The organism is Sulfitobacter sp. 1A13496, assembly GCF_043557225.1.
Classification (GTDB): Bacteria; Pseudomonadota; Alphaproteobacteria; order Rhodobacterales; family Rhodobacteraceae; genus Sulfitobacter; species Sulfitobacter faviae.
In genome coordinates this window covers 19,896-46,646 of the sequence record NZ_JBIFFP010000010.1, presented here as the reverse complement: position 1 = coordinate 46,646, position 26,751 = coordinate 19,896, and the positions used below count along the sequence as shown (strand labels likewise).

The following is a 26,751-nucleotide window of genomic DNA, read 5'->3' as shown; positions in this document are numbered from 1 at the left end:
TAAATTCTGCCTTGTTCCAAAAACCCTCCTTTTTGGCACAACCACGAAACTCCTCGTTCGATGCTGCCTTAAACCCCGTTCAAAACCCAAGTGGTTGTTGAACGTTTTTGCCTCCACCGGGATAGCAGACTTTAGCTGCATCGCAGAAATTCGGCAAAGAGGGCTCAATCAGAACCACCGCTGCGCCGCGTACGCAAGTCCGGTCTGGATTGGCGAACGGCACATGCCGTCCGCCAACGTGGCTCAAATGTCGATCTGCTCGGCGATGCTCAGAGCGTCTTCCAGCTCAACGCCAAGGTAGCGCACAGTGCTGTCCACTTTGGTGTGACCAAGGAGCAGCTGAACTGCGCGAAGATTGCCAGTCTTTCGGTAAATTTCGGCCGCTTTCGTCCGACGAAGCGAATGGGTGCCATACCCGCTCGGTTCTAAACCAATCGCGGTCACCCAGTCGCGGACGAGCCGACCGTACTGGCGCGTCGAGATGTGTGGGCGGTCATGGAACCGACTCGGGAACATGTACCGGCACGCAAACATCTCGGGCGACTTGACCCAAGCCAGGACAGTTTGGCGCGTGTTTTCCGTCAGTTCGAATTGAACGGGCCGCTTGGTTTTGCTCTGGATCACAGAGACTCGCTCCCGCACGCGGTCATCTTTGACCAGATCAGCAACCGCCAGTTTCACCAGATCGCATCCTCGCAGTTTGCTGTCGATGGCCACGTTGAAAAGCGCAAGATCGCGCAGGTTGCCCGACAGTTCGAGCCGCGCGCGGATCGCCCAGACCTGTTTCGGCAACAGTGGTCGTTTCTGGCCGATGATCCGGCCCTTGTTCCAGGGTCTTCGTTTCGGGGTGACAGCGGGAAGTTGGACTCTTGGCATATTACGCCCTCCAATCCTCCCGCCAAACCCAGACATCAGCACCGCGCTGACACCTAAATTTTACAGGCAGTTTGAATGGCCGTTGTCAGGTCGCCTGTTTTTTGGGACACGCCGCAGACGCATTCGGCAGCAAAGAGCGCATTTTGACCAATGCTGCGTCGGGCGCGAACTGGTACAATCCGTGTCAGACAGACATTGCAGCGGCCAAACTTGGCCGATGCCAACGACCTGATTTGAGAGCGGCCGGTCTGGCTGTAGTCGTTCCGTAGATTATGAAAATCATTTAAGCTGAGCTAACAAAGTCTGTAAATTTAGATAAAAGACCGGTGAAGTGTGCTCTGCTATCAATTCCTCCGACGCCCAACTGGGCAAAGGGAGGAAATCATGGAAACAGTCCGTCGACATTCTGAATCCAACGTCTCGCTCGAGCGACGCGCGTGGAACATCCGGCGCAAAGCGCTCTTGATGGGCGAGGTTCAGGGACAAGGCTATATCGGCCAGGCTCTCGGCGTGGCGGACGTACTTGCCGCGTCGTATTTCCATGCACTCGAATACCGGCCAGAAGACCCTGAATGGGAAGGTCGGGATCGCTTTTACCTCTCTATCGGTCACTATGCCATCGCGCTTTATTCGGTGTTGATGGAGGCAGGAATCTTGCCGGAGGACGAGCTTGAAACCTATGGTATGGACGATAGCCGGATGCCCATGTCTGGCATGGCGTCCTACACGCCCGGTATGGAAATTACCGGTGGATCGTTGGGTCACGGTCTGGGCATCGCTGTCGGCGCGGCTCTTGGCCTAAAGCGCAAGGAAAGCCCCGCCTTCGTCTACAACCTCATGTCGGACGGCGAACTGGGTGAAGGATCGACCTGGGAAGCGGTCATGTCTGCCGTTCAGTGGAAGCTCGACAACCTGATTTGTCTGGTCGATTTCAACAATCAGCAGGCTGACGGGCCGACGCGCGCGGCGCTGGCGCAAGGGGATGAAGAGAAAAAATGGGCCGCCTTCGGCTGGCACGCGCAGCGGGTGGATGGAAACGATCTTGATGCCGTCGTGACCGCATTCGATGAGGCACGCAACACCGACCATGCCGGACCGCGTGTCATCATTTTCGACACACGCATGTGCAAGGGCGTAGATTTCCTGGAAAGCCGCGAAATCACCCACTTCGTGCGCGTGGAAGCCGACGAATGGTCCAAAGCCCTGGCCAAGCTGGAAGAAGGAAAGCCGCAATGACCCTCGCCTCGATGAAGCGCAAATACGAGCCGCGCACGGTCCGGCTGGGCCCGGACGGTCAGAAGGTTGCAACGACCGCGATGATCGCCTCCTTGGCGGCAGAGGGCTATGACACGGTGGCGGCGCCTTTCGGCCTTGCCCTGGTCGAGGCCGCCCGGAAAGACGACAAGATTGTCGGTCTGTCCGCCGATCTCGCCAAATACACAGATCTGCATATCTTCGCCAAAGCGATGCCGGACCGGTTCTACCAAATGGGTATGGCGGAACAGTTGTTGATGTCGGCCGCCGCCGGGCTGGCACGGGAAGGTTTTAATCCCTTTGCCACGACTTATGCTGTCTTCGCCTCGCGGCGCGCTTATGACTTCATTGCAATGGCGATTGCCGAAGAAAACCTGCCGGTCAAGATCATTTGCGCCCTTCCAGGACTCACCACTGGCTACGGTCCCAGCCACCAGGCGACAGAGGACCTGGCGATTTTTCGGGGCCTGCCGAACATGACGATCATTGACCCGTGTGATGCTGACGATATCGCAGGCATGGTGCCGCAGATTGCTGCGCATAACGGTCCAGTTTATTCGCGACTGCCACGGGGCAAGGTTCCGAGCGTTCTGACTCGCCACAAACCAGACTACAAGTTCGAGCTGGGCAAAGCGCAGATCATACGCGACGGGAAGGATGCCTTAATCATCTCGACAGGTTTCATGACCATGCGTGCGCTGGACGCCGCCGTCCAACTTGAGGCGGATGGGGTAGAGGCTGCCGTGCTGCATGTCCCGACGATTAAGCCGCTGGATACCCAGACAATCCTTGCGGAAGCGCAGAAGGGCGGTCGTCTGGTCGTTACGGCCGAAAACCACACCGTTGTTGGCGGGCTTGGTGAGGCGGTTGCGCGGACCCTGCTGACGAACGGAGTAACCCCGACGTTCCGAATGATTGGTCTTCCAGACGAGTTCCTTGAAGCGGGCGCTTTGCCGACTTTGCACGAGATGTACGGCATGACAGTCAGCCAGATCGCGGCGAAGATCAAAGATTGGCTATGACGAATTAGGGTTTAGTCAGTCCAACACAATTTAAGGGAGGAGAGAGGCTATGGGGCTTCTGAAGAACAAGTACGCCATTGTGACCGGCGCGGCCTCGGCCCGAGGTCTCGGCAAGGCGACAGCGCAAATGTTCGCCGAACACGGCGCAACAATTGCCATTCTTGATCTCGACGCTGACGCGGCAAAGGCCGCAGCGGCGGACCTCGGTAAGGGTCATGTCGGTCTCGCCTGTAACGTCACTGACAAAGATGCCTGCAATGCGGCAATCCAGACGCTGATGGACAGCTGGGGCCGGATTGACATTCTGGTCAACAACGCCGGGATCACCCAGCCACTCAAGATCATGGAGATCGAGCCGCAGAACTATGACGCGGTGACAGACGTGAACCTGCGCGGCACGCTTTATGTGAGCCAGGCCGTCATCCCCGGGATGATAGCGCAGAAATCCGGCTCCATCGTCAACCTGTCGTCCGTCTCTGCGCAGCGCGGCGGCGGTATTTTTGGCGGGCCGCATTATTCCGCAGCCAAAGCCGGTGTCCTTGGTCTGACCAAGGCAATGGCGCGTGAGCTGGCCCCCGACAACGTGCGCGTGAATGCCATCTGTCCCGGCTTCATCGCCACTGACATCACAGCAGGTAAGCTGACCGCTGATCAGCAACAGATGGTGCTGGACGGCATTCCCATGGGCCGAGCCGGAGCGGCGTCAGACGTCGCCGGCTGCGCCTTGTTTCTTGCGTCCGACCTTTCCGCCTACTGCACAGGCACTGAGGTCGACGTCAACGGAGGCTCTTTGATCCACTGATCCCCGAGCTAAAAGCCGGCGTCATGAGGAATGGCGCCAAAACCTGAAGTCTTCTCAAAGGGAGGAACCTACAATGAAGACAACACTAATGGCCGTTCTGGCCACCACGACCATAATCGCGGGCACCGCACAAGCGGACGAGATCATCTTCGCCCACGGCTCCAACCCAGGCAATCCGCGCTATGTCGCAGCAGAGAAGTTCGCCGAACTTTTCACCGCGTGCACGGGCGGCGAGCACACCGTGAACGTGGCAGCCTCTGCTACGATGGGTGACGACTCCGAGATGCTAACCTCTGCCACGGCAGGTGTCATCAACATCACTGCGAATAGCCAAGGCGCAATGAGCCAGATCGTACCTGAAGTGGGCCTCTTGGGGTTGCCCTTCCTGTTCAAGGATCTGCCGACCGCTTGGGCCGTGCTTGACGGGGAGGTCGGTGATATGATCGACGCACGCGCCAACAACGCAGGCCTCAAGGTTTTGGGTTTCTGGGACAACGGCATCCGGAACGTCACTCATACTGAGAAGGGCGTTCCAACCCCTGCTGATCTGTCGGGCATGCAGATCCGCACCCCCCCCGATCAGATGACGGTCGACATCTTCGAGGCTCTGGGTGCATCTCCAGCTCCTCTGGCATGGTCAGAACTGCCGACCGCGCTGCAATCCGGCGTCTTTGACGGGCAGGAAAACCCGCTTGTGAACATCTACTCGGCCAACCTGCACGAAATTACCCCCTACGTCACGCTGACCGGCCACAAGTACGAATCCACGCCGGTCGTCGCGGGTCTGGCTTGGTGGTCGGGCCTTGACGAGGCGACGCAAACCTGTGTCACCGACGCCGTGGCCGAAGCTGGCGAGCTTCAACGAAATCTGGTACTGGCCTCTGACGAGGAGCTTCGGCCGACGATGGAAGCCGAAGGCGCGATCTTCGCCGAAGCCGACAAGGCGGCATATCAAGAAGCAACGCAGTCCGTCTACGACCAGTACGCGGAGCAGTACCCTGAGCTCGTTGCGGCACTACGCGAAGCGGCGGGCCTGTGATGTCCGCCGGGGACCGCAAGTCCCCGGAGAATGGCGGGAAGGGGCAGAACAGCCCCTTCCTCAGCCTGGCTCGCGGGGCTACTAACGTACTGGACTGGAGCGGCCGGATCATCGTGGCAGCCTGTCTCGCGTCAATGTTCGTAGCACTTCTCGTCAATGTGATCCTACGCTACGCTCTTGGCTCCGGCATCCCATGGGCTTCTGAAATACATGCGATCCTGCTGCCTTGGTTGGTGGCTGGTGGGCTCGTGATTGCTTCAGCGCGCGGGCGCAATATTGCGATCACGCTGCTTTCTGATCTGCTGAAAGGCCGGGCGCTTCTCGGGCTCAATCTGATCATCCAAGCGATTATCCTGATCATTGCCATCAGTGTTCTCTGGAGTAGCCAGCCAATCCTGAAGGCCTCGCAGTTCCAGACCCTGTCGACCCTCGGCATAAAGCAGGTGTGGGGGTATTCGAGTCTTGTCTACGCTTTCGCGGCCATGGCGCTCATTGCCGCGCTTAACCTCTTTAGGGCGCTGTCCGGCGAAGATGTTGCCAATCACGATCCCCAACACGCAAGCCTGAGCTGAAAGGAGACCATCATGACCGCTCCCCTCGTCTGGATTTTCTTCATTCTGCTGGCAATTTCGGTCCCTGTCGCCCATGCCATGCTGGGCGGGGTCGCTGCTGCGCTCTGGCTCGACGGCAAGCCGATGGCGGTGATCGCACAGCGACTCTATACGCCGACACAAAGCTTCCCGATGCTGGCGATCCCGTTTTTTATCCTCGCTGGCAACCTGATGATGTCGGGCAAGTTCGGCGTCTATCTCGTCAATATCGCACGACTGATTGTCGGCAATTTCAAAGGGGGTCTGGGCCAGGTCTCGATCATCGGTTCGGTGATGTTCGGCGGCGTCTCTGGCTCGGCGGTGGCCGATGCCTCCGCGCTTGGTAATGCGCTGATCCCGGTGCAGAAGAAAGAAGGTTATCCGGCCGGGTTTTCGGCCGCGATCAACTCGGCCTCGTCAACCGTGTCGGTCCTGATCCCGCCGTCTATTCCGCTGATCCTGTTTGGCCTCGTGTCCAATGTCTCAATCGTTGACCTGTTCATCGCCGGTATCCTGCCGGGTGTCATGCTCGGCGTTGGTATGTTCGCGGCAGTCGCCGTGGTGTCGGGAATAAAGAACCTGCCGCGCTCGCCGCTCGAAGGCGGATTCCGGGCGTTTAAGTCGCAGATTTTCGCAGCGATCCCCGCGCTGCTTATGCCTATCTTCGTGATCGGCACCCTGCGCTTCGGCGTCGCCACGCCGACCGAGGTCAGCGTCATGGCGGTGGCCTACGCACTTCTGGTGTCCGGTCTTGTCTATCGCGACCTCACATGGCGCGGAATCTGGCAGGCTTCGGTCGACACCGGGCTGATGACCGGCGCAGTCATGATCATCATCATGGCATCCTCGACGATCCAGTGGGTTCTGACAGCCGAGCGAGTCCCACAGGAGCTTGCTGAATGGGTACAACTGACCTTCTCAGAACCCTGGATGGTTATCCTTGCCTTGAATGTGGTGATGCTGATCGTTGGCGCGTTTCTCGATCTGCCTGCCGCAGTTCTTCTTCTCGGCCCACTATTCGTCACGATCGGCAATGCGATCGGTCTGGACCTTGTGCAGCTTGGTCTGATGATGGTCGTCAACTTGGCGATCGGTCTTTACACCCCGCCTGTTGGCACGACTTTGTTCATATCCTCGGCGATCTCGGGTGCGAGTATTGGCCAGACCGTGAAGTGGTTGCTGCCGTTCTACGGTGTGGCAATCGTGGTCCTTTTGCTCATCTCTTACGTACCCGCCTTGACGATTTACTAAATACCCCAAGGTTTCACATCGATCAGTTCCGGCCCGGATTCGGGCCGAAAGCTGCACCCCAAGCCGGTCAGAAACTTGCGCGCGCCGGCTTCGTGCTCGTCTGCACTGGACTGAAGCCAGCTCGCAAATCGGCTCACGATACGGCGGTTGAAGTGGCGTGGCGGACAAACGAACCAATAGGCCGGGAAATCTATAACGTCGAAATTCGTCGAGAACGGTACAAGCTCACCGCGCTGTAATTCCGGCAGGCAGAGCGTCACGCTGTCAAGCGCAAGCCCGCCGCCCTGCTTTGCCAGTTCAATCGACATCGAGGATCGGTCGAAGCGAAAAGGATATGTCAGGCCCTCGATCTCGATCTTGTTCGAAGCAAGCCATAGATCCCAACGATACAGCATCTTCACGCTGTCGATCAGGCGCGCCGCCTTGATCTGTTCGCGCGGATCGTCGGAGTGTTCCTGCAACGAAGCAAGGTAATCCGGACTGCACAGCGGAAGCACAAGATCATGTATGACGTTGTTGACTGTCAGGCCCGTCCAACCGCCCAAACCGTAGCGCAGGTCAAAATCGACCGCCTCGGTATCGAATGCGGTGAAGTCGGGCGTTGCGTCAATGCGGATGTTCCAGTCGGGATTTTCTGTCGCAAAATTTGCGATTTTTGGACCAAGCCAACGAACGCCGAAGCTGGGGCTGACCCGAAGGGTCAGATTGCGTGTATCCCGCTGGCGCGAGATCGCGCCTCGGGCGTTTCGGATGGCACTGAAGGCCTGGGTCGTGGTTTGAAACAGACGATCTCCGTCCAGTGTCAGAATAAGCCGTCGCTTTTCGCGGCGAAAAAGTTTGACGCCAAATTGCTCTTCTAGGATTCGTAGTTGCTGGCTTACGGCCGATGGCGACACGCCGAGTTCCTGCGCGGCCTTCGTAACCGTCCCGAGCCGCGCCACGGATTCGAAGTATTCGGTTGCTCTGATGTTTATGTCACGCATTTGACGCCGGACCCTGAGGACTTAGAGAGTAGAGTCTATTAAGATGGGCTGAAATTGTCGAGTAGCACTCCTAACAAACGAAGGGGCGGCCAATACGTTGGGATCTCGTGGAGCGCTGCCCGACCTACATCTAATGCAGTCGCGATGCTCATCGACCGGCCGTTGTCGCGCATGCAGTGAATTCACCCTTTGTTCGCAACCTGTGAGTTGCCGCCTCAATCTTTGCTGCGCCTTGCACCAATGGCCGGTTTTCCCGCCGCCTTGCAGCGCCATGAGCAAAGCTGATGCAGCGATTTTCTTGCTGCGAGCGCGCGCAGCGAGAAATAGCAATGACCGCCTCGGGCTCGAATTGTGAATCCGCTACGGCTTGCTCCAACGTCCGCTGTTGTTCGCGACAACAGCCTCTAGTACCCTAACAATTCCTCGATAAGCTCTTCCCGCATATCCAGCGTCTGCTCCCAAGCCTTCGGCACATCCGCCTCTCGCTCGAGCGCCTCTGGCGCAGGCTGCTGTTCCATCTCAACCCCTTCACCCATCACCCGCATCCCCCGCGCCTCGCGCCGTTCCGCACGATCTCGCGCCGGCGGATGGCCCCCGGTTTCATTTGCCCCCTGCGCTCTGTTCTCGTCACTCCCAACACCCCATGGCCCAACACCTTCCACACTTGGCGGATAAGGAAACGGCTTGTCCTTCTGTTTGGCGTCCATCGCCTTAAAAAGCGGATCATCGTAGTACTTGATGCGCTGCGCTTTGATCGGATGCTGCGGCGACGCCAAGATTATTACCTCGTCGGGATCCATCAGCCGCGCCTCTGTCTCCGATAGCAGCGGCCGCTCCTCCAATCGGGCAGATGTCGACGTCGCACCAAGTATCCCTTTGTTCCGCCCGTACATCCGCGTCACCGCTTCCCGTGTCGTGCTGCCCACAGCCACCGAAACCTCCTTTACCGTGCGCTGATCCCGCGGCGTAATGTAAAGCTTCAGCCCTGCACCGTTCTCCAAACTTTCACGGCCCTCGGACCCATAGATGCGATCCAACGATGCCAGCGACTGCGCGATCATCGCTACCCTGCCCCCATAGCTCGCCAGCGAATGGATCGCGCGTTCCAAATACGGCATTGCGCCCATCTGCTGGAATTCATCAATCATCATCATGACTGGCCACGGCTCATCTTGTTCTGGCTCTTTGAGACGGATCGATGCAATCAAGTCCGCGAACATCAGCCGCAATAGTGGTGCCAGCGTCGCGATGTGGTCTTCTGAAACCGCGATGTAGAGTGACTGCGGTGTTTTGCGGAACGTCGCGAAATCGAAATCGCTGACTTGAGTGGCTGAGCGGACCGCCGGATTGTCCCACTGTTTCAAGCCCGCCGTCATCAGCGCCTGAATATTTGAGGTCAGCAACCGCGATGACGCGCTGGCCGCGTTGGTCCAAAGTTCGCGCAGAATAGCTTCCTCCGCCTCATCGGCATAAGTCTTGTATTGGGCGTTCTTGTACTCACCACCCGCAACGATCTTGTTCACCTCGCCAAGGTTTGCTGTGCCGCGCTGGATCGCCAGCAGACAGGCTGCCACAAAGATCGACTTGCCTGCCTCTGAAAACGTATCCAGCGTCTTGTTGTCCTTATCGAGGAACAGATCAGCCAAGATGCTGACTTCCGTAAACCGCTGCGCAAAGGTTGGCGCTTTGGCGATGCGCGACAGCGGGTTGTAACGGTGCGTGGCATTGGACCAATCAAACGGGCTGAAGCGATAAACCTCATCGCCATTGAGTGCACGCAAGCGGGATGTTTTCTCGAAGTTCTCGCCTTTGACATCGAGGACCACCACAGATCCTGCGAAGGCCATCAGGTTTGGGATCACGAAGCCCACACCTTTACCCGCCCGCGTTGGCGCCACCATCATCACATGCGGGATTGCCGCAGAAGAAATAAATCCGCCCTTTGACTTTGGCAGTCCGAGCTTGCCGCAAACAAACCCCTTCCCCGGCTTATGCAGCATGTCGTTTTTCATAAGCTCTGGTTTGGTCTGCCAATGGGCCGAACCGTAGTCATCCCGTTCTTTCTTCCAGGTCCAAGCAAGTGCAAGGCCACCGAGCCCGATGGATCCAAAGCCAACTGCACCGTAAGCCACCTTGAAGGCTTCAGGGTGTGCCGCGCGCAATCCAGGACTGGCGTTCCACACAGCCAGCATGTCGAAATTGCCAAACCCCGTTCGCAGCGCCAATGCCAAATAGAAGCTTGCGACAATGGTCCCGAGGATCGCACCGCAGATTGCGCCAAAGGGCAGTGCGGCCCAAAGAGGAAATGCTTTGTTCATGTGTTCATCCTCGCTCTAGAATTCCATCTCGTCGTCGAGACCACGATCACGCCCAAGGTCTTTGCCTAAGGTCTGCGCCTCTTGCTGCCCTTTGAGCTGCGCCACTTCGGTTGCCTTGTCCTGCTGCAGACTGGATGCACGATCAGTGAAGACCTGGTCGCCGGTTTCTTCAAAGGTCATTTCTAGGAATTCTTGTGTGACGGTGATCTGATCGATCTTGCCCGGCAGCACGTCGTTGAGGACTTCGTAGTTCCCGCGCCGCAGCTCGCCGAGGCCTTCCTCGCCCAGCTCTTTGAACAGCTCAGCCTGCAGAGTGCGCTCAACAGTTTCTTCCTGAACTTCTGACAACTGCCCATCGCGCAACATATCCGCCAGATCCTGCAGATAGGTATTGGGGCTGCGATCATCCTCATCGATCAAGGGCAGATCTGCCGCCTCTTCCTCTGCAAGGCTCAACCCGATTGCGACACCGAGTTCTTTGGCCCGCTCGGTCAGGGCTTCCATCACCCCATCGACACGTTCCAACGCCCCATCGAGTTGCTCATCATTCGCACTCTCGACCGTCAGTCCATCTTTGCTGAGGACGGCATTCATGTCCCGCTCAACCCAGTCTTGCGCCATGCCGTAATTCTTCGTGCCGCCAGCTGTAATCCGCGCCACCAACTCATTGCTATCCATGCCCGCCTCATCGGCTTGCGCTAGGACATCTTTCAAAGCGTCGTCATTGCCAGACTGCAGCGCTGCGGTCAGCACCTCGTTTCCAGCACCGGGCGGATAGGGCTCTTCAAGCTGCTTGCCAAACCGCGCGCGCAGTTCTGGATCGGGCACCATCTGTGACAAGTCCGCAATGACGGGAGCGGCCTTGGCTTCAAACGCGGCGCGCTCGGTTACATCAAGCTCTTCGGCTTTCAGCCGCAACGCTTCGATCGTGCGCTCGGAATAGTCGATGGCATCACCAACGGTTTTGATGTCTTTCATATCGATCTCTCCTTCGGTGAATGTCCAAGGGGTGCCAGTGCCCAGATTGGCGGCCATACCGCGCACGGCGCGGGCCAGATGGCGCTGGTCCATGCGGTCCAGCAGCTCGGCAAACTCTGTGTAGTCTTTGGCAAAGCCCACGACCTGCGCTTGTGCGACGGCGGATTCCTCGGCCGTCATGATGATCTCGCGCGGCAAGCGCGCTTCTTCTTTGGCGCGGTAGATTTCAGCAAGACCCGCTGGCTTCTCAAAGATACCCCGCTCGAGACGGGTCGTCGCGTCGAGTATGACGCCATAGCCTTCTGCGATCTCGGCCTGCTTTTCGCGCATTAGCTGCGGCGACATCACGCCCTCAGCCCAGCAAGAAAACCATGTGCCCTGATCGAGCCCACGGTTGTTCAGAATGATGTGCGCATGTTTGTGGGCGCGGTCGTCATGTACGGCGAGAACGTAATCCCACTGATCACCGTACTCACCGCTCTCGAAAAAATGCTCCGTCCAGTCCATCGCGATGTCGCGCACCTGATCGACGGTGACGTCTGTCGGGAACGACAGCAGCATGTGTGAGGTGAACCCGAGCTTGGTCGATCCGCGCCAGGTCTCCGACCAAGCCTCGATGATATCTGACTTCTGATCTTCAGACAGCACCGCGTCATCCGTCAGCGCATTGGTCATGGTCGAATAAGTGTAGACGGCCTTGTCATTGATATAGGCAAGCTGATTGCCAAGAGAGGCTTGTGTTTTGCACCCCCCTGCCCTGATCCGCTTGAACACAGCCGCCTGGCTCTGGCCACTGGCAGCCTTGGCGACGTTGCGCGCCGACATGGATCCGACGCGCCCAAAGCTGCGCCCTTGCCGCCGGCCCGCGATACGCGCATCAATCCGCGCCGCGGCTTTGCCCCGGATCCGCTCATCCTCCCAGAGCTTCCCCATGACGGAACTGTAAAGAGCGAGCGGATCAGCCATTGGAGATGTTCCGATCAATCACGATCGCGCCCGCTTGCAGCGCAGACCCGCCGTTCGGAACCAAAGCAGCCGATTCCCGCACCCCTTCGCGGCCACCCTCCCCTGCCACCAATCTCAGTCCCGATGCCACGCGCGCAGTCTCATCTGGATGCGCCCGCAGGGTGGCATCCCCTTCTTCCTTTAACGGCCAATCCTGCTTGCGTCGGACCTGCGCTGCATACTTCATCTGGCCGAGCTCACGGCTCATGCACTGCGCAAGATCAAGCAGGTCTACAAGCAATGCGCGGTCCTCAAGCGACACGGAAATCTTGCCGCGATGCACAGCCTTTGCGAGCGCCAAACCAGCATCACTGACGTCCTTGGCTTGTCGCCAACTGGCACAGAATTCAGCAACTAGATCGCGCGGCACATCAAGGAACCCACACCGTCCGCGCAGCACTGCATTGAGGGCTTGGGAGCGGTTGGCGAAACCACGTGTCTGCCACTCTGCATCAAAGGCTGCGAGCTCTGACGCTGAGGCGCGGAAACTGACCCGTTCAGAGGGATCACGCACCGCCAGTCCTTCGCCCTGCTCTTCCTTTGCAAGCCGCGTCACATGCCTGCGAGAGACGCCATAGGCTTCCGCCAATACCTTTGGGGTTTCACCTGCATGATAGCGCCGCGCCAGCTCAATGCGCTGCTCCAGCTTGAGGCGTTTTGGTCTTCCTGTCTTCATCACAAGTGCACCTCGCTACATTCAAAATCAAATATCCGGCGGCGCGTGCGAGGCAGCGCTTGCTTGCAAGCGCGTTCGCGCGTGTTGGTGGATTCTTTCTTGCGTGGCACGCTCTCAGACCCCTCGGACAAATGTCGCAGACAAGTGGCATATCCTGCCAACGTCCTTTTCTTCTCCTTCCTTCATATATCAATAATACATATTGTGCAATTTATCTTTTTGCATGAGTTCAATTTCTATGCGCTTCACGCCGCCTCCCAGAGGCCACACCAACTATCAGAAACATTCTGACTGACCCTGTTGGCAGCTCGCACAAAGCGAGCGCGGGCCTTCACATACAAAACAATACGCAAGGATATGCGCCCCCAAGGCGCATCGAGTGATCAACATGAAAACAGCAAAAAAGCTGACGCCCGACCGCGTCGGTGTCAGCTTCTACAACTGCCTGTCTGGGGCCTCCCACAGGAGGTCGCCCTCCCCTGCGGATCACTCAATCCGCAGGGGTATCTGGCTCAATGAGCCAGATCCTGAGAGCGCAAATCTGCGCAGCGATCTTGGGCAATCAGAGCCTCGGTTGCGAGGCTGTCTATGACTTCAGGATGGTCACCCTCCTCAAAGGCTGAGAGGTAGGTTTCAAAGGCCATGTCAGCTTGCAGTTCTGCGAGGTCGAGAGATTGTTCGAATGTCATGTTGTGATCCTTTCCATTGATCGTCGTTGGACGGATCGTGGAAAAGACCGGAGGCATCAGAGCGGGCTGCACCCAACTTGGGGCGCAATGAAATGGAGCACGTGAAGGGCGATTTTTGTTGTGGGCGATGCAAAGCAGCGCGCAAGGCGCCAGCCGTCCAGAAACCTTGCCCAAGCGTTGCAGCCCGCTCGCCTCCGGGCTAGCGATCTGATGGGCCAACAGGTCAATGGGAAGAGCACAACACGGTGAAGAATTGAACCGTCTCTCACCAGTTTTCCTGCAGGCGAAAGAGGACGGTATCCCACACTCAGATACGAAGTTGCTGCTCACCTGATCTCAACCAAGCCGCTCCAAAAAACCGAACGACAGCTTCAAAGCCACAAGATCAAGCTTGGTTCAATTGGTCCTCGAGAGACCCAGTCGACGCCAGGATTGCATCAAAGGATGGAGCCTCACCGAAGATCATGGCCTCAGCATTTTGGTAATCACCGATCATCCGAGCGGCCATTTCATCATCTGGAGAGAGCGAGGCGTTCAAACCTTCCATGCTCAGCCTCGATCACCCGCAGCCGCACCAAACAGATGCCCACGCAAAATGTCCTGCATCCAAATTGGCGTAGCAGCGAAACCACTTTTCAGATCGTCCAACAGTGCCGGGCCAGTTTCGTGGCTGGCTAGCAGGCGACGCACTGCGCTTTGAACAGCCGCCTGTTCTTCGTCGCTCGACATGACGTCATGAAGCCAGTGCAAGGCCTGCACCAGATACATGCCAGGGCGCCCTGCCCAATACAGCCGACTAGGTGCCGCTTGTTTGAAGACGATCTTTTGATTGTCTAGAGTGACAGGCTTTAACCGCGCATCAACAAGCACTTCGATTTTGGCCGGCACCGCGTTGGTGAGGCCGAGCGTGTTGGCAGCCGTCATACCATCGATCAACCAGCGAACCTGATCGCGACGCGCGATTGCATCGATGACGGCGCGGTAGTCTGGTACGGTAGATTTGCCTGTCAGCGCATTCTGGGATGGTTTGTCGTAGAGCCCGCGCTGGATGCGGCGCAGCTGACCGGACGTGACCATGCGCTGCAGTGCCTTATCGACAGCTGCGCGACCCCCGATGTCGGCAAAATCAGCTGGCGTCCACACTTGTCGCGGCGCGTCATCTACACGAGCGCGTAGGCGGTCTGGCAAAGTTTTCAATTGTGCAGATCCGATCATGTCCGAAATATACCGCAAAATTCGGACAGAAGCGAGTTCAAGCTGATGTACCGCCTTAAACGACGATGGCTTTCAAATTGGCAACCAGATCATCCATATCGGTTTGATGCTGTCACAATCGGTAAAATTGGTTCGTACCGCAGCACACTCGGTCATGCAGATAACTCAGTAAAAAAGAGCTGCTCCGAGATAAGCTTGTAACTGCGGCTTGCAACCTTGCCTTTGGGGCTTGGGTCACCGCAGCGCTCGCACTGCACACAGCATTACGGGTCGCCGACAGTTTCCTGCCTTTTGCCTGGTTAATTTGATCGAGAACAATAATCAAACATCTCTTCAACTATTCGACCCCCGCGCGCTTTGCAGAAAATGTACTGCGCATATCAGCCGCTTATTCCACATGAGCAATGCTCTCTGCCGTGCGGGAAAGTGGCCAGACCGCCGAAGCGGTCTGGCCCGTGTGTTAGGCGGCCTCTTTTGGGCCCCAGGGGATGATGGCTTGCAGAGACATGTCATCCTGGCTCGCGGCCTTGCCAAGGTTGGCGTTGAAGGCGTGATCGCGGACCGTCAGGGTGAAGTAGTCAGAACCGGTGTCTTTGTTCTGCTTCTTCCAGATGCCACCGCATTCAACCAGTTTGCCGCGAGGGGAGCGGCCGAGGACGCGATGCGTTGGTGCCATAGGGTTGCTGCTGGCAACGGGCTCGACTGTGATGTCGAGGTCGAATGTCAGGGTTGAAATTGAGCCGATACCTTTTGCTGTTTCGATGTCGTCGCTGGTGAATTTGATGCAGTTCGTGGTCATTGCTTTTCTCCTTGTTTGCGTTGCAATGATGGTCACCTTGCAGCTGGCCAAGGCCCGGACATACCGAAGGCGAAGCGCAGCGGAGAGGGGCAGGCCCCGCTCTTTTTGTTCCGCGAAGAATGGCCCGCAGGGACAGGGGAAAAAGAGCGGGGACAACCTTTGTGGACGGGGCGACAGCTGCGACCAGAATTATCGAGCAACTCAACACATCAGGAGAAAGCCTATGGCCACGTCGCTGATAGTGAACACTGACAAAAGAAATTGCGGGAAGGCATCTTCATTTCCAATTTGACTGACAACGCGCCGATCAAAAGACCCTGCCTCCGTCAGACCTGGGAACGACACATCTCGCTCTCTTCCATCTCCCCCCAAGCTCTGGTGGGGCCGGTTTGCTGGAATGGATGCACCAAAGACCAGTTTCGTTCACTTACCTGAACATTCGCTTCATTACGTTCAGAATACTGGACAACATCTTGACTCGACGCCAGATTGATAATACTTGTCCAATATACTGGACGTAAGACATCTCACGTTCATCTAATCAGACAATGGCAGCGCACATGAAACGCAAAAGAAGTTACTCACGGGTTACGAAGCAAGCTTTGTCTACCTTCGGCAAGCTGATCCGCGTCGCGCGCACGGAACGCGGCATGACAGCGCAAGACCTTGCGGACCGTGCAAACATTAGCCGCACGACACTGTATAACATCGAAAAAGGTGCACCCGGCCCTGAGATCGGCACGGTCTTCGAGGTCGCAGCGCTTGTTGGCGTGCGTCTGTTTGATGCCGATGACAGTACGCTGGCAATGCACAATGCCCGCCTTGATGAAAAACTAACACTCCTGCCAAAGAGCGTCCGGGCATCCAAGCAAGAGGTCGACGATGACTTCTAATTTTGCCCAAGCCTCGGAGGCCTTTGTCTGGATATGGCTGCCCGAAAGCACCGCCCCTGTCGTTGCAGGGCGCATCACGCAAGATGCGGACCGGTTCGTATTCAATTACGGTGCAAGCTACCTCGAGCGCACCGATGCAATACCGATATACGCACCCGAACTCCCGCTGCGTCGAGGCATCATCGAACCTCAGGCCGGTCTTTCGATGGCCAGCTGCATTCGCGACGGCTCTCCGGATGCATGGGGGCGGCGTGTCATCATCAATCGTTTGGTGGGCGCAAAGGCGAGTACAGCCGAAGTCGGCAACATCACAGAAATATCCTACCTGCTTGCATCCGGTTCTGACCGCATCGGTGCCCTCGATTTCCAAGCGTCGGCGACGCAGTATGTGCCGCGCCGGAAATCCGAAGCCACATATGAGGAACTCATCGAGGCAGCCAGTCTCATTGAAAAAGGCGCGCCCCTGACGCTTGGCCTAGATCAGGCGCTCAATCACGGTACATCAATCGGTGGCGCGCGGCCCAAGGCGCTGATCGATCGCGGAGATCGCAAGTTGATCGCCAAATTCTCGGCAAGCGGCGACCTCTATAGCGTCGTCAAAGCGGAATTCATCGCGATGAAGCTCGCGGCTGCCTGCGGCCTAGACGTCGCGCCCGTCTCGATGATTGAAGCTGGCGGCAAAGACGTGCTCTTGATCGAGCGCTTTGACCGGACCCGCGCAGGTGAGGACTGGCATCGCAAAGCGATGGTGTCTGCACTTACAATCCTTGGGCTGGATGAGATGATGGCGCGCTATGCCTCCTACGAGGATCTGGCCGAGATCATTCGTCACCGCTTCGCCAAGCCCAAGGAGACGCTGCGAGAGCTGTTTGGCCGAATCTGCTTTAACGTGCTGTGTGGCAATACGGACGATCACGCCCGCAATCATGCAGCCTTTTGGGACGGCGAAATGCTTACGCTCTCCCCCGCTTATGACATCTGCCCTCAAGGCCGCACCGGGAATGAAGCGACGCAGGCGATGCTAATCAAGGGCGACAATCGGATGAGCACTTTGGCCAGTTGTCTAACCGCCGCACCAGATTTCCTACTCACCGACGACGACGCAATCGAGGTCATCACGCAACAGATTATCACGATTGCCCGTAAATGGGACGCGGTCTGTGAGCTCGCAGACCTCAGCGCAACAGACAAAGCCCTGTTTGGCGGGCGACAATTCCTGAATCCGTACTGTATCGAAGGCTTGAGTTCGGATCATGATACTCTGACTGATCAATTTGAAGGGTCGCGAGGGCAATTGCTAGCTTAGTCAGGGGTCGTTTCGATAGGTATTTGGCCTTTACGGTAAGCGAAAGCAGCCGTTCGTAAATAGCGCAGCGAATGCTACAGAAGAGCCCAGACTCACTGATGCTGCGCGCTGAACGAATGTCCGGTATTGGGATACTGATAAATCTACCGATAAGCGTTGGAACAAAACACAGAGGTCGGGAATTGGGAGCGGTAAGGTGGTCTGATACCATTGGCATTTGCGTGCTATGTGGGGAAATTCCAAAAGTTAGTTTCTCCTCGCGCGGCCAGAAACTGCTGGTCGGCATCGGACAATGGGCGCAATGGAGGGCGAAGAGTTCGCCAGTTTCCATTCCTAGACCGATGGGCAAGCACCTCTTTCACGGCTTGGGTAACCGGCAATTTTAGCAGAGTTTCAACCCAAGCTAATTCCATGCGAGATTGCGCCGCCCGAGCACTGGGGGAGTTAGCTCGCCAACCCTCAGATATTTCGAAAAGTTCAGCCGGAAGTAAATTTGCCGTGGCCGTAATTGCGCCGTGCCCACCAGCTTCAAGAACCGGCCAGAGCAGGTTGTCATCCCCGGTGAACACTGAAAGCTCGGGGAACTGAGTAACATATTCAAGCGTTGCCGATAGGTCGCCAGAGCTGTCTTTGATACCTGAGAACACGCCGGGATAAGCGGATAAAAGGTGCCGGATGGTGCGAATACCGATCCCCGCACCTGTTGCTTCGGGGAAGTGGTAGAACACGATATTCCTGACTTCAGATCCCAGCTGATCAACCAAACCTGAGTAGAATTCAATCACACCATCATCATCAGCTGGCCTGAAAAAGAAAGGCGGGTGGATCAGCGTGCCTGCGCACCCTTGATCCGTTGCATGTTTGGTCAAAGCGGCTGTGTCTTCGATGGACGCGCAGCCGGTTCCCACGATCAAAGCTGATGGCGCAATGCCATCAGCGATCAGACCTTCGAGGGCGCGCATGCGTTCTGTGAGGCCGAAAGACGGCCCTTCGCCGGTCGTTCCGAACAGGACCGCACCATCACAGCCATTGGCAAGGACCCATGCGCAATGCTGCGAAAGTGTGCTTGTATCAATGGCCCCGCGCGCATCCAATGGAGTCACCAAAGCCGCGCAGAGTTTTGGAAGAGTGTACATTATCGCCTCCAATTGGGCACTATTCAGAAAGTTCAGTCAGGTAGGTGCTTAGCTTTTCTAAACCCGCCCTCAGAACATCGGTGCTGTTGGAATATCCGATGCGCACGTAGCCCTCCATGTCGAAGGCATCGCCCGGGGTCATCATAACACCTGTTTTCTGCAAAAGATCGACGCAGAACCCTCGCGACGTGATTGGCACATCAATCTTGAGCATTGCCGTCGTTCCGGCGCTTGGTTTGACCCAAGAGATGCGCGGTTGTGCGGCGACCCATTCCGCAAGGATCGCAAGGTTGTCGCGGGTGATCTTTTGGCTACGCGCCAATAGTTTGTCTTTGTTTTCCAAGGCCATCGCCGCGAAATGGTCGTTGATCATCCCGACAGAAATCGTGTCGTAGTCACGGTGGATCAGAACCTTCTCGGTCACTTCAGCAGGTGCCACGACCCAGCCGACGCGTAGGCCAGCCAAGGAATAGGCCTTGGACATACCGGCCGTGGCGATGCCTTTCTCGTAGACGTCCACAATCGACGGGGTCATGCCATCGCCGGTTTGCCCTGTGCCACGATAGACCTCATCACAAAGAACATAGGCCCCAACTTCGCGGGCGATCTGCGCGATCTCTTCAAGCATCGGGCGTTCGATCAACGCGCCGGTGGGGTTGTTGGGGTTTGTCAGCGCGATCAGTTTGGTGTCAGGCGTCACCAAGGCACGCAATGCGTCAAGATCAGGCAGGAATCCATCCTCGGCGCGTAGGCGCAAGATTTGAACATCTGCCTCGATGCTTGCAGGGATGGAGTAATGCTGTTGATACGTGGGCACGATCGAAACCACCCGATCCCCGCGCGACACCAATGATTTATGCACCAGCGTATTCGCCGCGATGGTCCCGTGGGTGACAGTGATATTGGCAATGTCTTTATCAGCGTAAAGCGTCGAAATCGCAGTCCGCAGACGGGTCGAACCCTCGATCGCACCGTAGGTCATTTTCATCGGCAGCAGCGCAGATAGATCATCGCTGTTGCGACCGGACATTTGCAGCAACTCATCAATCGTGATGCTGGCAACGCAGGTTTCGGCAAGATTATAGGTGCAGTGGTTTTCCCACTCGTTCATCCAGATCTCGACTTTGAACGGTTCGATATGCATGGCGTAGGTCCTTTACGCTGTGGCGTGTTGATAGACGGCGTAGCCGATCGCGATGTCCTCAAGGCCGAGGCCAATGGATCGAAAGAAGACAGGGCGATCCGCGTCAGGTTTGGCGCAGGATGCAACGCAAAGCTCTGCCAGATCGCCGCAGATATCATTCGCAGACCATCCGCTTTCTTGCGCAATTACCATGTCACCGGCCGCATTTGGTGTCGTGGCGCGGTAGTCGCAATAGACTTGTGCGGTCTTCAGAAATGCTGGGTCAACTTCATGGGCACGCGCCACATTGGTGCTGATCGAGGTGACAAGCGCATTTGAGGCAAAATCGGCCACGTCCACAACAGGCGTACCCGATGACGTACACAGCATGACGACATCTGCCTCTTGGACAGCGACTTTAGCCGTATCGGCTAAGGTGATGCCGGATTGTAGTCCTTGCCATTTTGCCTGTGTTTCCGGCACGCTCGCTAAACTTGGCGAGTACACACGCACATCTGCCCAATCGCGCAGCCCGGCGACATGACGCATATGCGCTTGTGCCACAGCACCTGAACCAATGACCGCAAGCTTGAGGGGACGATCATTTGGCGCGAGCAAATCAACCGCGAGCGCGGTCGTCGCGGCGGTACGTTCTGTCGTTAAAGCGCCCGCGTCCAGCAAGGCCAGCGGTTGGCCCGTCTCCATCGACATCAGAACCGACCACGCGGTGATGATGGGGCCGCCGTCACGCGGCAAGTAGGGTGACAGTTTTGCGCCAAAAACGCCCGCGCCGCCAAGCGCCCCGAGATATGTGATGAAATCACCGCCTTGGGGAAATTCGGTAATGGTCTGCGGCGGTTGAACTGCACGATCTTGTCCAAGCTCTGTGAAAAGGTCTCGCATTGCTTCAACAATATCGATCTTGCCCAATGCGTTAGAAACGGTTTCTCTGTCGAGAGTAATTGGGGTGTTTGCCATTGCGTTAATCCTTTTTGGCCTTGCTAGCTAAGCAAGCCAGACAACGCCATCATCCCAAAGGATGACTCTACAAAGGAAAGTGCCGATAGCCGTGCCGCAGACAAGTTTCCAAGCCTTCAGCGAAAAGCTGGCAAGCGTCATCGATGGCCAATCAGGCGCCGACCGTTTTATCGAGGCCGTATCTGCTTTGTACCCTTGCGAGGCGGCATTTGCCGTGCTGAACCGACCAAATGCATCGCCTGTCTACTTGGCTGACAGCTACGCTGATCTTTCTTCCAAAGCGGCAGTGCAACGCTATGTCACCTCCACTTTTGAAATCAATCCCGTTCATAACGCCATACGGGGTGGTCTCGGCGGCGGCGTTTACCGCATGGCCGACCTCGCCCCTGATAACTGGAGCGCGACTACAGCGGACGTTATTGCGGATGATGCTGAAGAGATAAGCTTCCGAACGCCCGGGTGGCCACAAGGCCTTCGGGAAGTGTCCGTGCTCGTTGAACTAGAAGACGGCATGGTGGGTGAAATAAGCCTTGCCCGCGCCGCTGCATCGAAAGGTATCCCCGATGCGGATTTGGACGCTTTGCGAAGCGTTTTGCCACTGATACGGTCCGCGTTTCTCAGGCTCGCATCGAACTCCATTAATAATCTACCATTGGACCAAACGAAATCACGGTCTTTGGCATCTTTTGGGAACGATATCCTTTCGCCAAGAGAGGCTGAAATCATCCAGATGATCCTGAAAGGGCATTCCAGCCTTTCAATCAGTTTAAGTTTGGACATTGCTCTACCAACAGTAAAATCACATCGCCGTAACGCCTATGCCAAACTTGGCATCAGCACACAGCAGCAGTTGTTCCACGCCTATTTGAAATCGCGTGAACCTGAGGGAGAGAAGTAAATAGAGTAAACCCAGCATACACTGTAGTAGAACTGCTAACTTAGAGGCACTACGTCGCAATTCTTAAATCCGGACATTCGCGCGACCGCAGTGAAGGTGCGCTTTGTCCGCAACTTACCAGTTCGTGGGTCGCGCAGCGAAAGGCGCTGTTTCTCCAACCGGCCACTCGTGGTTCGCGCAGCGAATGCTACTGAAGAGCCCAAATTGACCAATGCTGCGCTACGCACGAATGTCTGTTATCAAAAGTAGATAAATTGAAATCGAACCATATTCGTCGGTAGGGACAAGTCTACAAATGGCCAGAACAGGTTGGGCAGATTACGGATTTAAGAAGGAGGATGACCCTTCATACAAAGAACTGTTGGAGGTTGGAGCCTGGCTTGCAGAGGGAGATTTGTCTAACCTCGAATTTGCGTTGGAAGTGGTCGACAGTTTTCCACACGGCGAGGATAGCTGGCTTAACAGCAGCTGGATTTGTCACGCAGTTGGAAGCGGGTCTGTAGCATCTGTTAAATGGATGATTGAAAAGGGCGTAGATCTAAGCCCTAAAAAGACGGGAGGCTTTCCACCGTTGATGGAATGCCTCGACGACTTGGTTCAAAACAGACATCGGATCCTTGAACTACTGATTGAGGCGGGAGCCGATCTAAATCAACGTGGGATCAACGGTTGGACGCCGCTGCATCTGGCGGCAATGCGGGACGACGAAACGGCGATGCGCATGCTTCTTGAAGCTGGTTCAGACAGGTCCGTTACGACGCTTTGTGACGACGATGCCAACGCCGAAGACGAGGCGCGGAATCTCGGTCACATCAGATCAGCCGATTTTATTTCAAATTTCGAAGTCTGACCAATAGCGGCTATTAGCGCACCCGCAGCGAATTCACCCTTCGTCCGCTTCTTTCCCCTTCGTTGCGACCGCGCCGAATGGCCGGTCTACGGTTACAGCAAGCAACAATCATTGGTTGCATGAGTCAGACGATTGATTATTGAAGTAGGCAACCTTCAAATTTTGCTTCAATCGACATTGGCTCGGCCAAAGTGGTAGGCAACCAGATGATTAAGTTCCATGACATTGCTGATGGTGATCCAGTACTCGATCACTCCCGCCTTCTGAAAGCGATGGAAAACGCATTCGAATATGCCGCAGCGCACGGCGGGATTGGGCTTACGCAAATCAAGGCCTTCAACCGCAAGTTTGCCCATTGGATGGCAGATCATTCGCCCTGGCCGCAATATCATACTGATGAACTGATGCGACTCAACAAAGTCTTGAACGAATGGGACGTGCCGCACGCGATGGTCGTCCACGATTTGATGACTGTCGCCAAGTTCGGGCGTCATACAAAGGGAAAGTTCCAGGTTTCAAAAAAGGCGCAAGACCTTGCCAGCCAGCGTGGTGCGTTCTTCGCGAAGATCTCAGAAACTTACCTGTTCGAATATAGTCACGCGCGAAATGCCCGATCAGAGTTCACAGCTCCCGGAAACTGGGACATCTTCCTCAACATCATCAACGTCGAGGCCGAACAAGGCCTCACAGAAGCGCATCTCGTCAAGACACTCTATGGTCTCGAAAAACGTGCGCATGTGATTGATCGGGAATACTATGACCACGCCGGGTTCATCTTCACGCATGTCCTGCAACCACTCAGCTGGATTGGTTTTCTGGAGGAAACATCCGACGGTGGGAGACTAACAGATCGCACCTACTGGAAAACGCCATTGTGGCGGGCGTGTCTGCAACTGGAAACCGACGGTATGGTCGACGTACCACATCGCCACTAAGGCTTCACTCAAGCTGTTGGCATCAAAATTGAGCCCCCTGCCCTCCTTGCTTTGCGTAAGCGTCTTCGCATCATCTATTTTTGCGGCAGACCAGTGATCATTTGCAATCTCGATGACACGAAGCAAACAGATCAAGCCGGGGATCAGGGCATTTGAAACATAATCAAAAATTGATCGTGCTCCAAAGCGCGCTCACCGGAAGGGCGAAGTTCCTGTCGCCAAAGGTGAGCTTTTCTTGGCCTAGGTAGAACACGATCCCCGTGCATTTTTTACTACGACCAGGCCCGTCTTTTGAAAACCATTTGAGGTGTTTAAAATCATCTCCAGTGACTGATGCAGACGCCTTGATCTCAACGCAGACCAAGTGGCTGCCACCGTCGATCAGGATGTCAATTTCCCGCTGGTCTGCACTGCGCCAGTGATAGAGCCGGTAGTCAGCGTCCTGCATTGGGACGGCACGCTGGATCTCGTTCAGAACAAAGCTTTCTAGCAGGCCGCCAAGCGCCTGCGGTGTGTTGTCGATAGTAAAAGTATCTTGGGTGAAACGCCGAAGGGCACAGGCGATGCCCGTATCTGCAAAATGGTATTTAGGGTTCTTGATCTCCCGCTTGCCCTCGCCTGATGTCCAGGCACCCAGCTTGGTCAACATTGACAGCCGTAGCAGAATATCAAGGTATTGATCGACGGTAACCCGTTGCAGTTTCGTCAGTTTGGAAAGCTCGGACGTGCTGATTTCCTGCGCGGAGCGTGCCGCCATCTGATCTATCAGGATACGCAACGCATCCGGTTTTCGAACCGGCATGATATCAGCGACATCGCGCTCCACCACTGCGTCAATGTAATCCCGATATTGCCGCTGACGGGATCTGATTGACAACTCTCTCACCTCTGGAAAACCACCTTCTAGGATGAGATCTATGTAGTCTCCTCGACTGACCTGCTCTGGATCACCCACCTGCCCTAGTTTCGGTTCGTCCTGCATCGCCCAATCCATGATGCGATTGACGGGTGCCTTTTTGACTTCAGCGACGGATAGGGGCCAGAGCTTAAGTGTTCGCATTCTCCCCGCAAGCGAGTCAGCCACATCAGTGGTTGTGAATACGTTGGAGGAGCCGGTAAGTACAAATTGCCCCTTACGCCGATTGGTATCGACGACCCTCTTGATCGCGAGAGCTAGTTTTTTGGATCGCTGGGCCTCGTCAATGATAAGCGGCTCGCCGTTCAAATTTTCCATTAAGCTGGTAAGCTGCCCCTCCGGGTCCGCTTCAATGGCCGCCAAGACAGCTGCGTCATCCAATGTGATGAAACGGCCATTGCCAAACAAGTCTCGTACAAGTGTTGTCTTGCCAACTTGCCTTGGACCAATGAGGTTGACCACACGTGCTGATGCAAGTGCATCTTCAAGCTCTGGGATGAGGTGCCTTGGCAGATATCTTTCTGTATCAGTCATGAACCTTTGGTCTCTCTCTCGCCTGATGAAGCCCAAACCGAAAAAGAGGTCCGCTTCCTTGTTACAGAATGCATATTAGAGGCTCCACCATTTGTCTATTAGATGCCTCACCATTTGTTCATTAGTGCATCTACAGTTTGCCTAGAACACAGGTTTTCTGGGAATTTCGTAAAGTTCACATTCACTCGCTCTCTCGGCTTAGCCAGGTCACGTGAGCGATATTTCTCGAAGATCACCAAGAATTTTCTAGTGGTAAAACATGGAAGGGCATTGAGTGTAGGGCGCGGCGAAATGCGCGCGGTCCACTGATGCTCCTGTGATGCCATAACTGGTTGTACGCCCTTCTCCGAGATTTACAATTGCTCGCCCTCGATAAGGCTTTTCAAAGAGTGCGAACTGGTCGTTCTCCCAGCTTTTTGAGCAACGCCTTTGCGGATTACCTCGCGGCCGCATTTGGGTGCGCAGCATTGAAATCCATGACAGCCTAGTCTGTGAGAACCATGAAACGAAAGTCTGAGAAAGCGAAACGATTAAGGCATTGAAATCGTTCCAGCAGAAATGAAACGCAAAATTCATCACATTGCGAAGGTAATAGTACAAAATACCAGAACGCAGTCATGCTATCAGTCCTATTTTGACCTCGGTTTCTTCAGGAGCGTACGCCAATTAAGGCTCTTATTCGCAAGGTCTTGGGACAATTTGAACGCGTAACCACGGTGATTGCTGATCGTCTCTGTGCGTTCCAAAAGATATCCTAAGATCATGAAACTGAGCGCTGGACCAAGATCCTTAATCGAAAACCAAGTATTCCCAAGGTTGAGATATCCAGCAATGTCATCCATTAAGCGACGGCAGTCTTCTTGGTTCTTAGCAAACCTGAGTTCTGCGCAGAGCCTTGGGTAGGCGCGCTCCATCTCATCTTGGCCTACTTCTATCTGAAAAGAATTTTCTTCTTTAACATACTGAGTCTTGGAAGTCTCTTTGTGCCCCTCAATTTCGGGGTCAGTGGCCCTCAAATCATCTGGTTTTGCAGAGCTTATCTTCGAGATTTCCACAGTGATTTCATCCAGAAGATCGCTTAAAGCTTGCTTGTCTGGCTGGCGTCTCAATAGATTGCGTGCTTTTGAGAGCAAGCCTTCATCCCAATTGACGTGCATGAGATGTGCTTTGAGGTTGCTCAGGGCGGCTGAGCACATGTCTCTGAGCCGTCCCAGTTCGTTTTGATGATCCTGGTGATCTTGCGCCATGCGCAGGAATTCAGGGTAACGCTCTGCGAGCGGCAGAAGTGACAGGCCTGTAGCAAGGACAATGCTGCCCTGACGGTCTCGGCGGGCCCAGCGTTTGCCATTGCCGCTCGATCGCCGCGTCAGCAGGCCCAAGGACACCAGTTTCGCAATATGACGCTCAACGGTTTGAATACTGACATGGGCGCGTTTTGCGAGGGAGGCATTTGAAGCAAAGCAAATATGCCCGTCGTCGCGTGTTGCATCGACTTGATCTACACGCAGGAACGAGATCATCGCTCTGAGGAGAGAGATGGATGTGCCTTTTAAGCCAAGCGGCTCTCTGATGTCTTCGATTACCTTTAGGAGTTGCCATTTGTTTTGGGCAATACCTCCCTGCCCCGTCGCTTTGTGCGACGAGTGTGCTCCAGCAGGAGCCATTCCTTGAATTGTTCTCATGAT

General features: G+C 55.7%; 24 protein-coding genes. 11 read left to right on the top strand and 13 right to left on the bottom strand.

What is annotated here, in order from left to right; all coding sequences use genetic code 11:
• Window positions 1-243: 243 nt before the first annotated feature.
• A complete protein-coding gene (locus ACGYLX_RS17475) occupies window positions 244-876 on the bottom strand; it encodes a tyrosine-type recombinase/integrase (protein WP_040701957.1) in 633 nt (210 codons plus the stop codon).
• Between the two features lie 384 nt (window positions 877-1,260).
• Between ACGYLX_RS17475 and ACGYLX_RS17470 the strand changes: the two genes are divergently transcribed.
• The 6 genes from ACGYLX_RS17470 to ACGYLX_RS17445 all read left to right on the top strand — a co-directional run bounded on the left by ACGYLX_RS17470 (window position 1,261) and on the right by ACGYLX_RS17445 (window position 6,834).
• On the top strand, window positions 1,261-2,112 hold the full coding sequence (locus ACGYLX_RS17470; RefSeq protein WP_152467648.1) for a transketolase: 852 nt from the start codon (window positions 1,261-1,263) through the stop codon (window positions 2,110-2,112).
• Window positions 2,109-3,152, top strand: a complete 1,044-nt coding sequence (locus tag ACGYLX_RS17465) for a transketolase family protein (RefSeq protein WP_007120917.1) — start codon at window positions 2,109-2,111, stop codon at window positions 3,150-3,152. The genes ACGYLX_RS17470 and ACGYLX_RS17465 overlap by 4 nt, the downstream gene beginning before the upstream one ends.
• Before the next feature lie 49 nt (window positions 3,153-3,201).
• Window positions 3,202-3,954, top strand: a complete 753-nt coding sequence (locus ACGYLX_RS17460) for an SDR family NAD(P)-dependent oxidoreductase (protein ID WP_007120918.1) — start codon at window positions 3,202-3,204, stop codon at window positions 3,952-3,954.
• 73 nt (window positions 3,955-4,027) lie between these two features.
• Entirely contained in the window at window positions 4,028-4,993 is a 966-nt protein-coding gene (locus ACGYLX_RS17455) for a TRAP transporter substrate-binding protein (protein WP_040701884.1), read from the top strand.
• Complete coding sequence (locus ACGYLX_RS17450) at window positions 4,993-5,565, top strand: TRAP transporter small permease (RefSeq protein WP_007120920.1); 573 nt, start codon at window positions 4,993-4,995, stop codon at window positions 5,563-5,565. Before ACGYLX_RS17455 ends, ACGYLX_RS17450 begins: the two co-directional genes overlap by 1 nt.
• Before the next feature lie 12 nt (window positions 5,566-5,577).
• The gene (locus ACGYLX_RS17445; protein ID WP_007120921.1) at window positions 5,578-6,834 is read left to right on the top strand and encodes a TRAP transporter large permease; all 1,257 of its coding nucleotides are present in this window, start codon (window positions 5,578-5,580) and stop codon (window positions 6,832-6,834) included.
• Here the strand turns inward: ACGYLX_RS17445 and ACGYLX_RS17440 are convergent.
• From ACGYLX_RS17440 to ACGYLX_RS17410, 7 genes are all read right to left on the bottom strand, one after another.
• Window positions 6,831-7,817: a LysR family transcriptional regulator gene (locus ACGYLX_RS17440; RefSeq protein WP_007120922.1), complete on the bottom strand. Its 987-nt coding sequence runs from the start codon at window positions 7,815-7,817 to the stop codon at window positions 6,831-6,833. The genes ACGYLX_RS17445 and ACGYLX_RS17440 overlap by 4 nt on opposite strands.
• A gap of 404 nt (window positions 7,818-8,221) precedes the next feature.
• Entirely contained in the window at window positions 8,222-10,135 is a 1,914-nt protein-coding gene (locus tag ACGYLX_RS17435) for a type IV secretory system conjugative DNA transfer family protein (RefSeq protein ID WP_007120923.1), read from the bottom strand.
• 15 nt (window positions 10,136-10,150) lie between these two features.
• Window positions 10,151-12,079: a relaxase/mobilization nuclease domain-containing protein gene (locus ACGYLX_RS17430; RefSeq protein ID WP_007120924.1), complete on the bottom strand. Its 1,929-nt coding sequence runs from the start codon at window positions 12,077-12,079 to the stop codon at window positions 10,151-10,153.
• Window positions 12,072-12,794 (bottom strand): helix-turn-helix domain-containing protein, encoded by a 723-nt coding sequence (locus ACGYLX_RS17425; protein ID WP_007120925.1) that lies wholly within the window; start codon window positions 12,792-12,794, stop codon window positions 12,072-12,074. Before ACGYLX_RS17425 ends, ACGYLX_RS17430 begins: the two co-directional genes overlap by 8 nt.
• A 512-nt stretch (window positions 12,795-13,306) precedes the next feature.
• On the bottom strand, window positions 13,307-13,483 hold the full coding sequence (locus tag ACGYLX_RS17420) for a hypothetical protein (protein ID WP_007120927.1): 177 nt from the start codon (window positions 13,481-13,483) through the stop codon (window positions 13,307-13,309).
• A 549-nt stretch (window positions 13,484-14,032) separates the two neighbouring features.
• A complete protein-coding gene (locus tag ACGYLX_RS17415; RefSeq protein WP_040701892.1) occupies window positions 14,033-14,698 on the bottom strand; it encodes a DUF6088 family protein in 666 nt (221 codons plus the stop codon).
• Window positions 14,699-15,158: 460 nt separating this feature from the next.
• Window positions 15,159-15,497 (bottom strand): DUF736 family protein, encoded by a 339-nt coding sequence (locus ACGYLX_RS17410; RefSeq protein WP_007120930.1) that lies wholly within the window; start codon window positions 15,495-15,497, stop codon window positions 15,159-15,161.
• A gap of 560 nt (window positions 15,498-16,057) precedes the next feature.
• Here ACGYLX_RS17410 and ACGYLX_RS17405 point away from each other — a divergent pair.
• Complete coding sequence (locus ACGYLX_RS17405; protein WP_050770458.1) at window positions 16,058-16,390, top strand: helix-turn-helix transcriptional regulator; 333 nt, start codon at window positions 16,058-16,060, stop codon at window positions 16,388-16,390.
• Window positions 16,380-17,696 carry a type II toxin-antitoxin system HipA family toxin gene (locus tag ACGYLX_RS17400; protein WP_007120932.1) on the top strand — a complete coding sequence of 439 codons (1,317 nt, stop codon included), beginning with the start codon at window positions 16,380-16,382 and terminating at the stop codon, window positions 17,694-17,696. Before ACGYLX_RS17405 ends, ACGYLX_RS17400 begins: the two co-directional genes overlap by 11 nt.
• Window positions 17,697-17,920: 224 nt before the next feature.
• Here the strand turns inward: ACGYLX_RS17400 and ACGYLX_RS17395 are convergent, their stop codons facing one another.
• The 3 genes from ACGYLX_RS17395 to ACGYLX_RS17385 are packed head-to-tail and all read right to left on the bottom strand — an operon-like array spanning window position 17,921 to window position 20,933.
• Window positions 17,921-18,832 (bottom strand): dihydrodipicolinate synthase family protein, encoded by a 912-nt coding sequence (locus tag ACGYLX_RS17395; protein ID WP_152464277.1) that lies wholly within the window; start codon window positions 18,830-18,832, stop codon window positions 17,921-17,923.
• Window positions 18,833-18,851: 19 nt separating this feature from the next.
• Entirely contained in the window at window positions 18,852-19,976 is a 1,125-nt protein-coding gene (locus ACGYLX_RS17390) for an aminotransferase (RefSeq protein ID WP_152464276.1), read from the bottom strand.
• A 12-nt stretch (window positions 19,977-19,988) separates the two neighbouring features.
• Window positions 19,989-20,933 carry an ornithine cyclodeaminase family protein gene (locus tag ACGYLX_RS17385; RefSeq protein ID WP_152464275.1) on the bottom strand — a complete coding sequence of 315 codons (945 nt, stop codon included), beginning with the start codon at window positions 20,931-20,933 and terminating at the stop codon, window positions 19,989-19,991.
• 91 nt (window positions 20,934-21,024) lie between these two features.
• Here ACGYLX_RS17385 and ACGYLX_RS17380 point away from each other — a divergent pair, with 91 nt between their 5' ends.
• The 3 genes from ACGYLX_RS17380 (at window position 21,025) to ACGYLX_RS17370 (ending at window position 23,616) form a co-directional block, all read left to right on the top strand.
• On the top strand, window positions 21,025-21,831 hold the full coding sequence (locus tag ACGYLX_RS17380) for a helix-turn-helix transcriptional regulator (RefSeq protein WP_284376190.1): 807 nt from the start codon (window positions 21,025-21,027) through the stop codon (window positions 21,829-21,831).
• 295 nt (window positions 21,832-22,126) lie between these two features.
• A complete protein-coding gene (locus tag ACGYLX_RS17375; protein WP_208855124.1) occupies window positions 22,127-22,681 on the top strand; it encodes an ankyrin repeat domain-containing protein in 555 nt (184 codons plus the stop codon).
• A 206-nt stretch (window positions 22,682-22,887) separates the two neighbouring features.
• On the top strand, window positions 22,888-23,616 hold the full coding sequence (locus tag ACGYLX_RS17370) for a hypothetical protein (RefSeq protein WP_007120933.1): 729 nt from the start codon (window positions 22,888-22,890) through the stop codon (window positions 23,614-23,616).
• A 163-nt stretch (window positions 23,617-23,779) separates the two neighbouring features.
• Here the strand turns inward: ACGYLX_RS17370 and ACGYLX_RS17365 are convergent, their stop codons facing one another.
• Window positions 23,780-25,066 carry an ATP-binding protein gene (locus tag ACGYLX_RS17365; protein ID WP_007120934.1) on the bottom strand — a complete coding sequence of 429 codons (1,287 nt, stop codon included), beginning with the start codon at window positions 25,064-25,066 and terminating at the stop codon, window positions 23,780-23,782.
• 629 nt (window positions 25,067-25,695) lie between these two features.
• A complete protein-coding gene (locus tag ACGYLX_RS17360; protein ID WP_243254683.1) occupies window positions 25,696-26,748 on the bottom strand; it encodes a helix-turn-helix domain-containing protein in 1,053 nt (350 codons plus the stop codon).
• Between the last annotated feature and the right edge of the window lie 3 nt (window positions 26,749-26,751).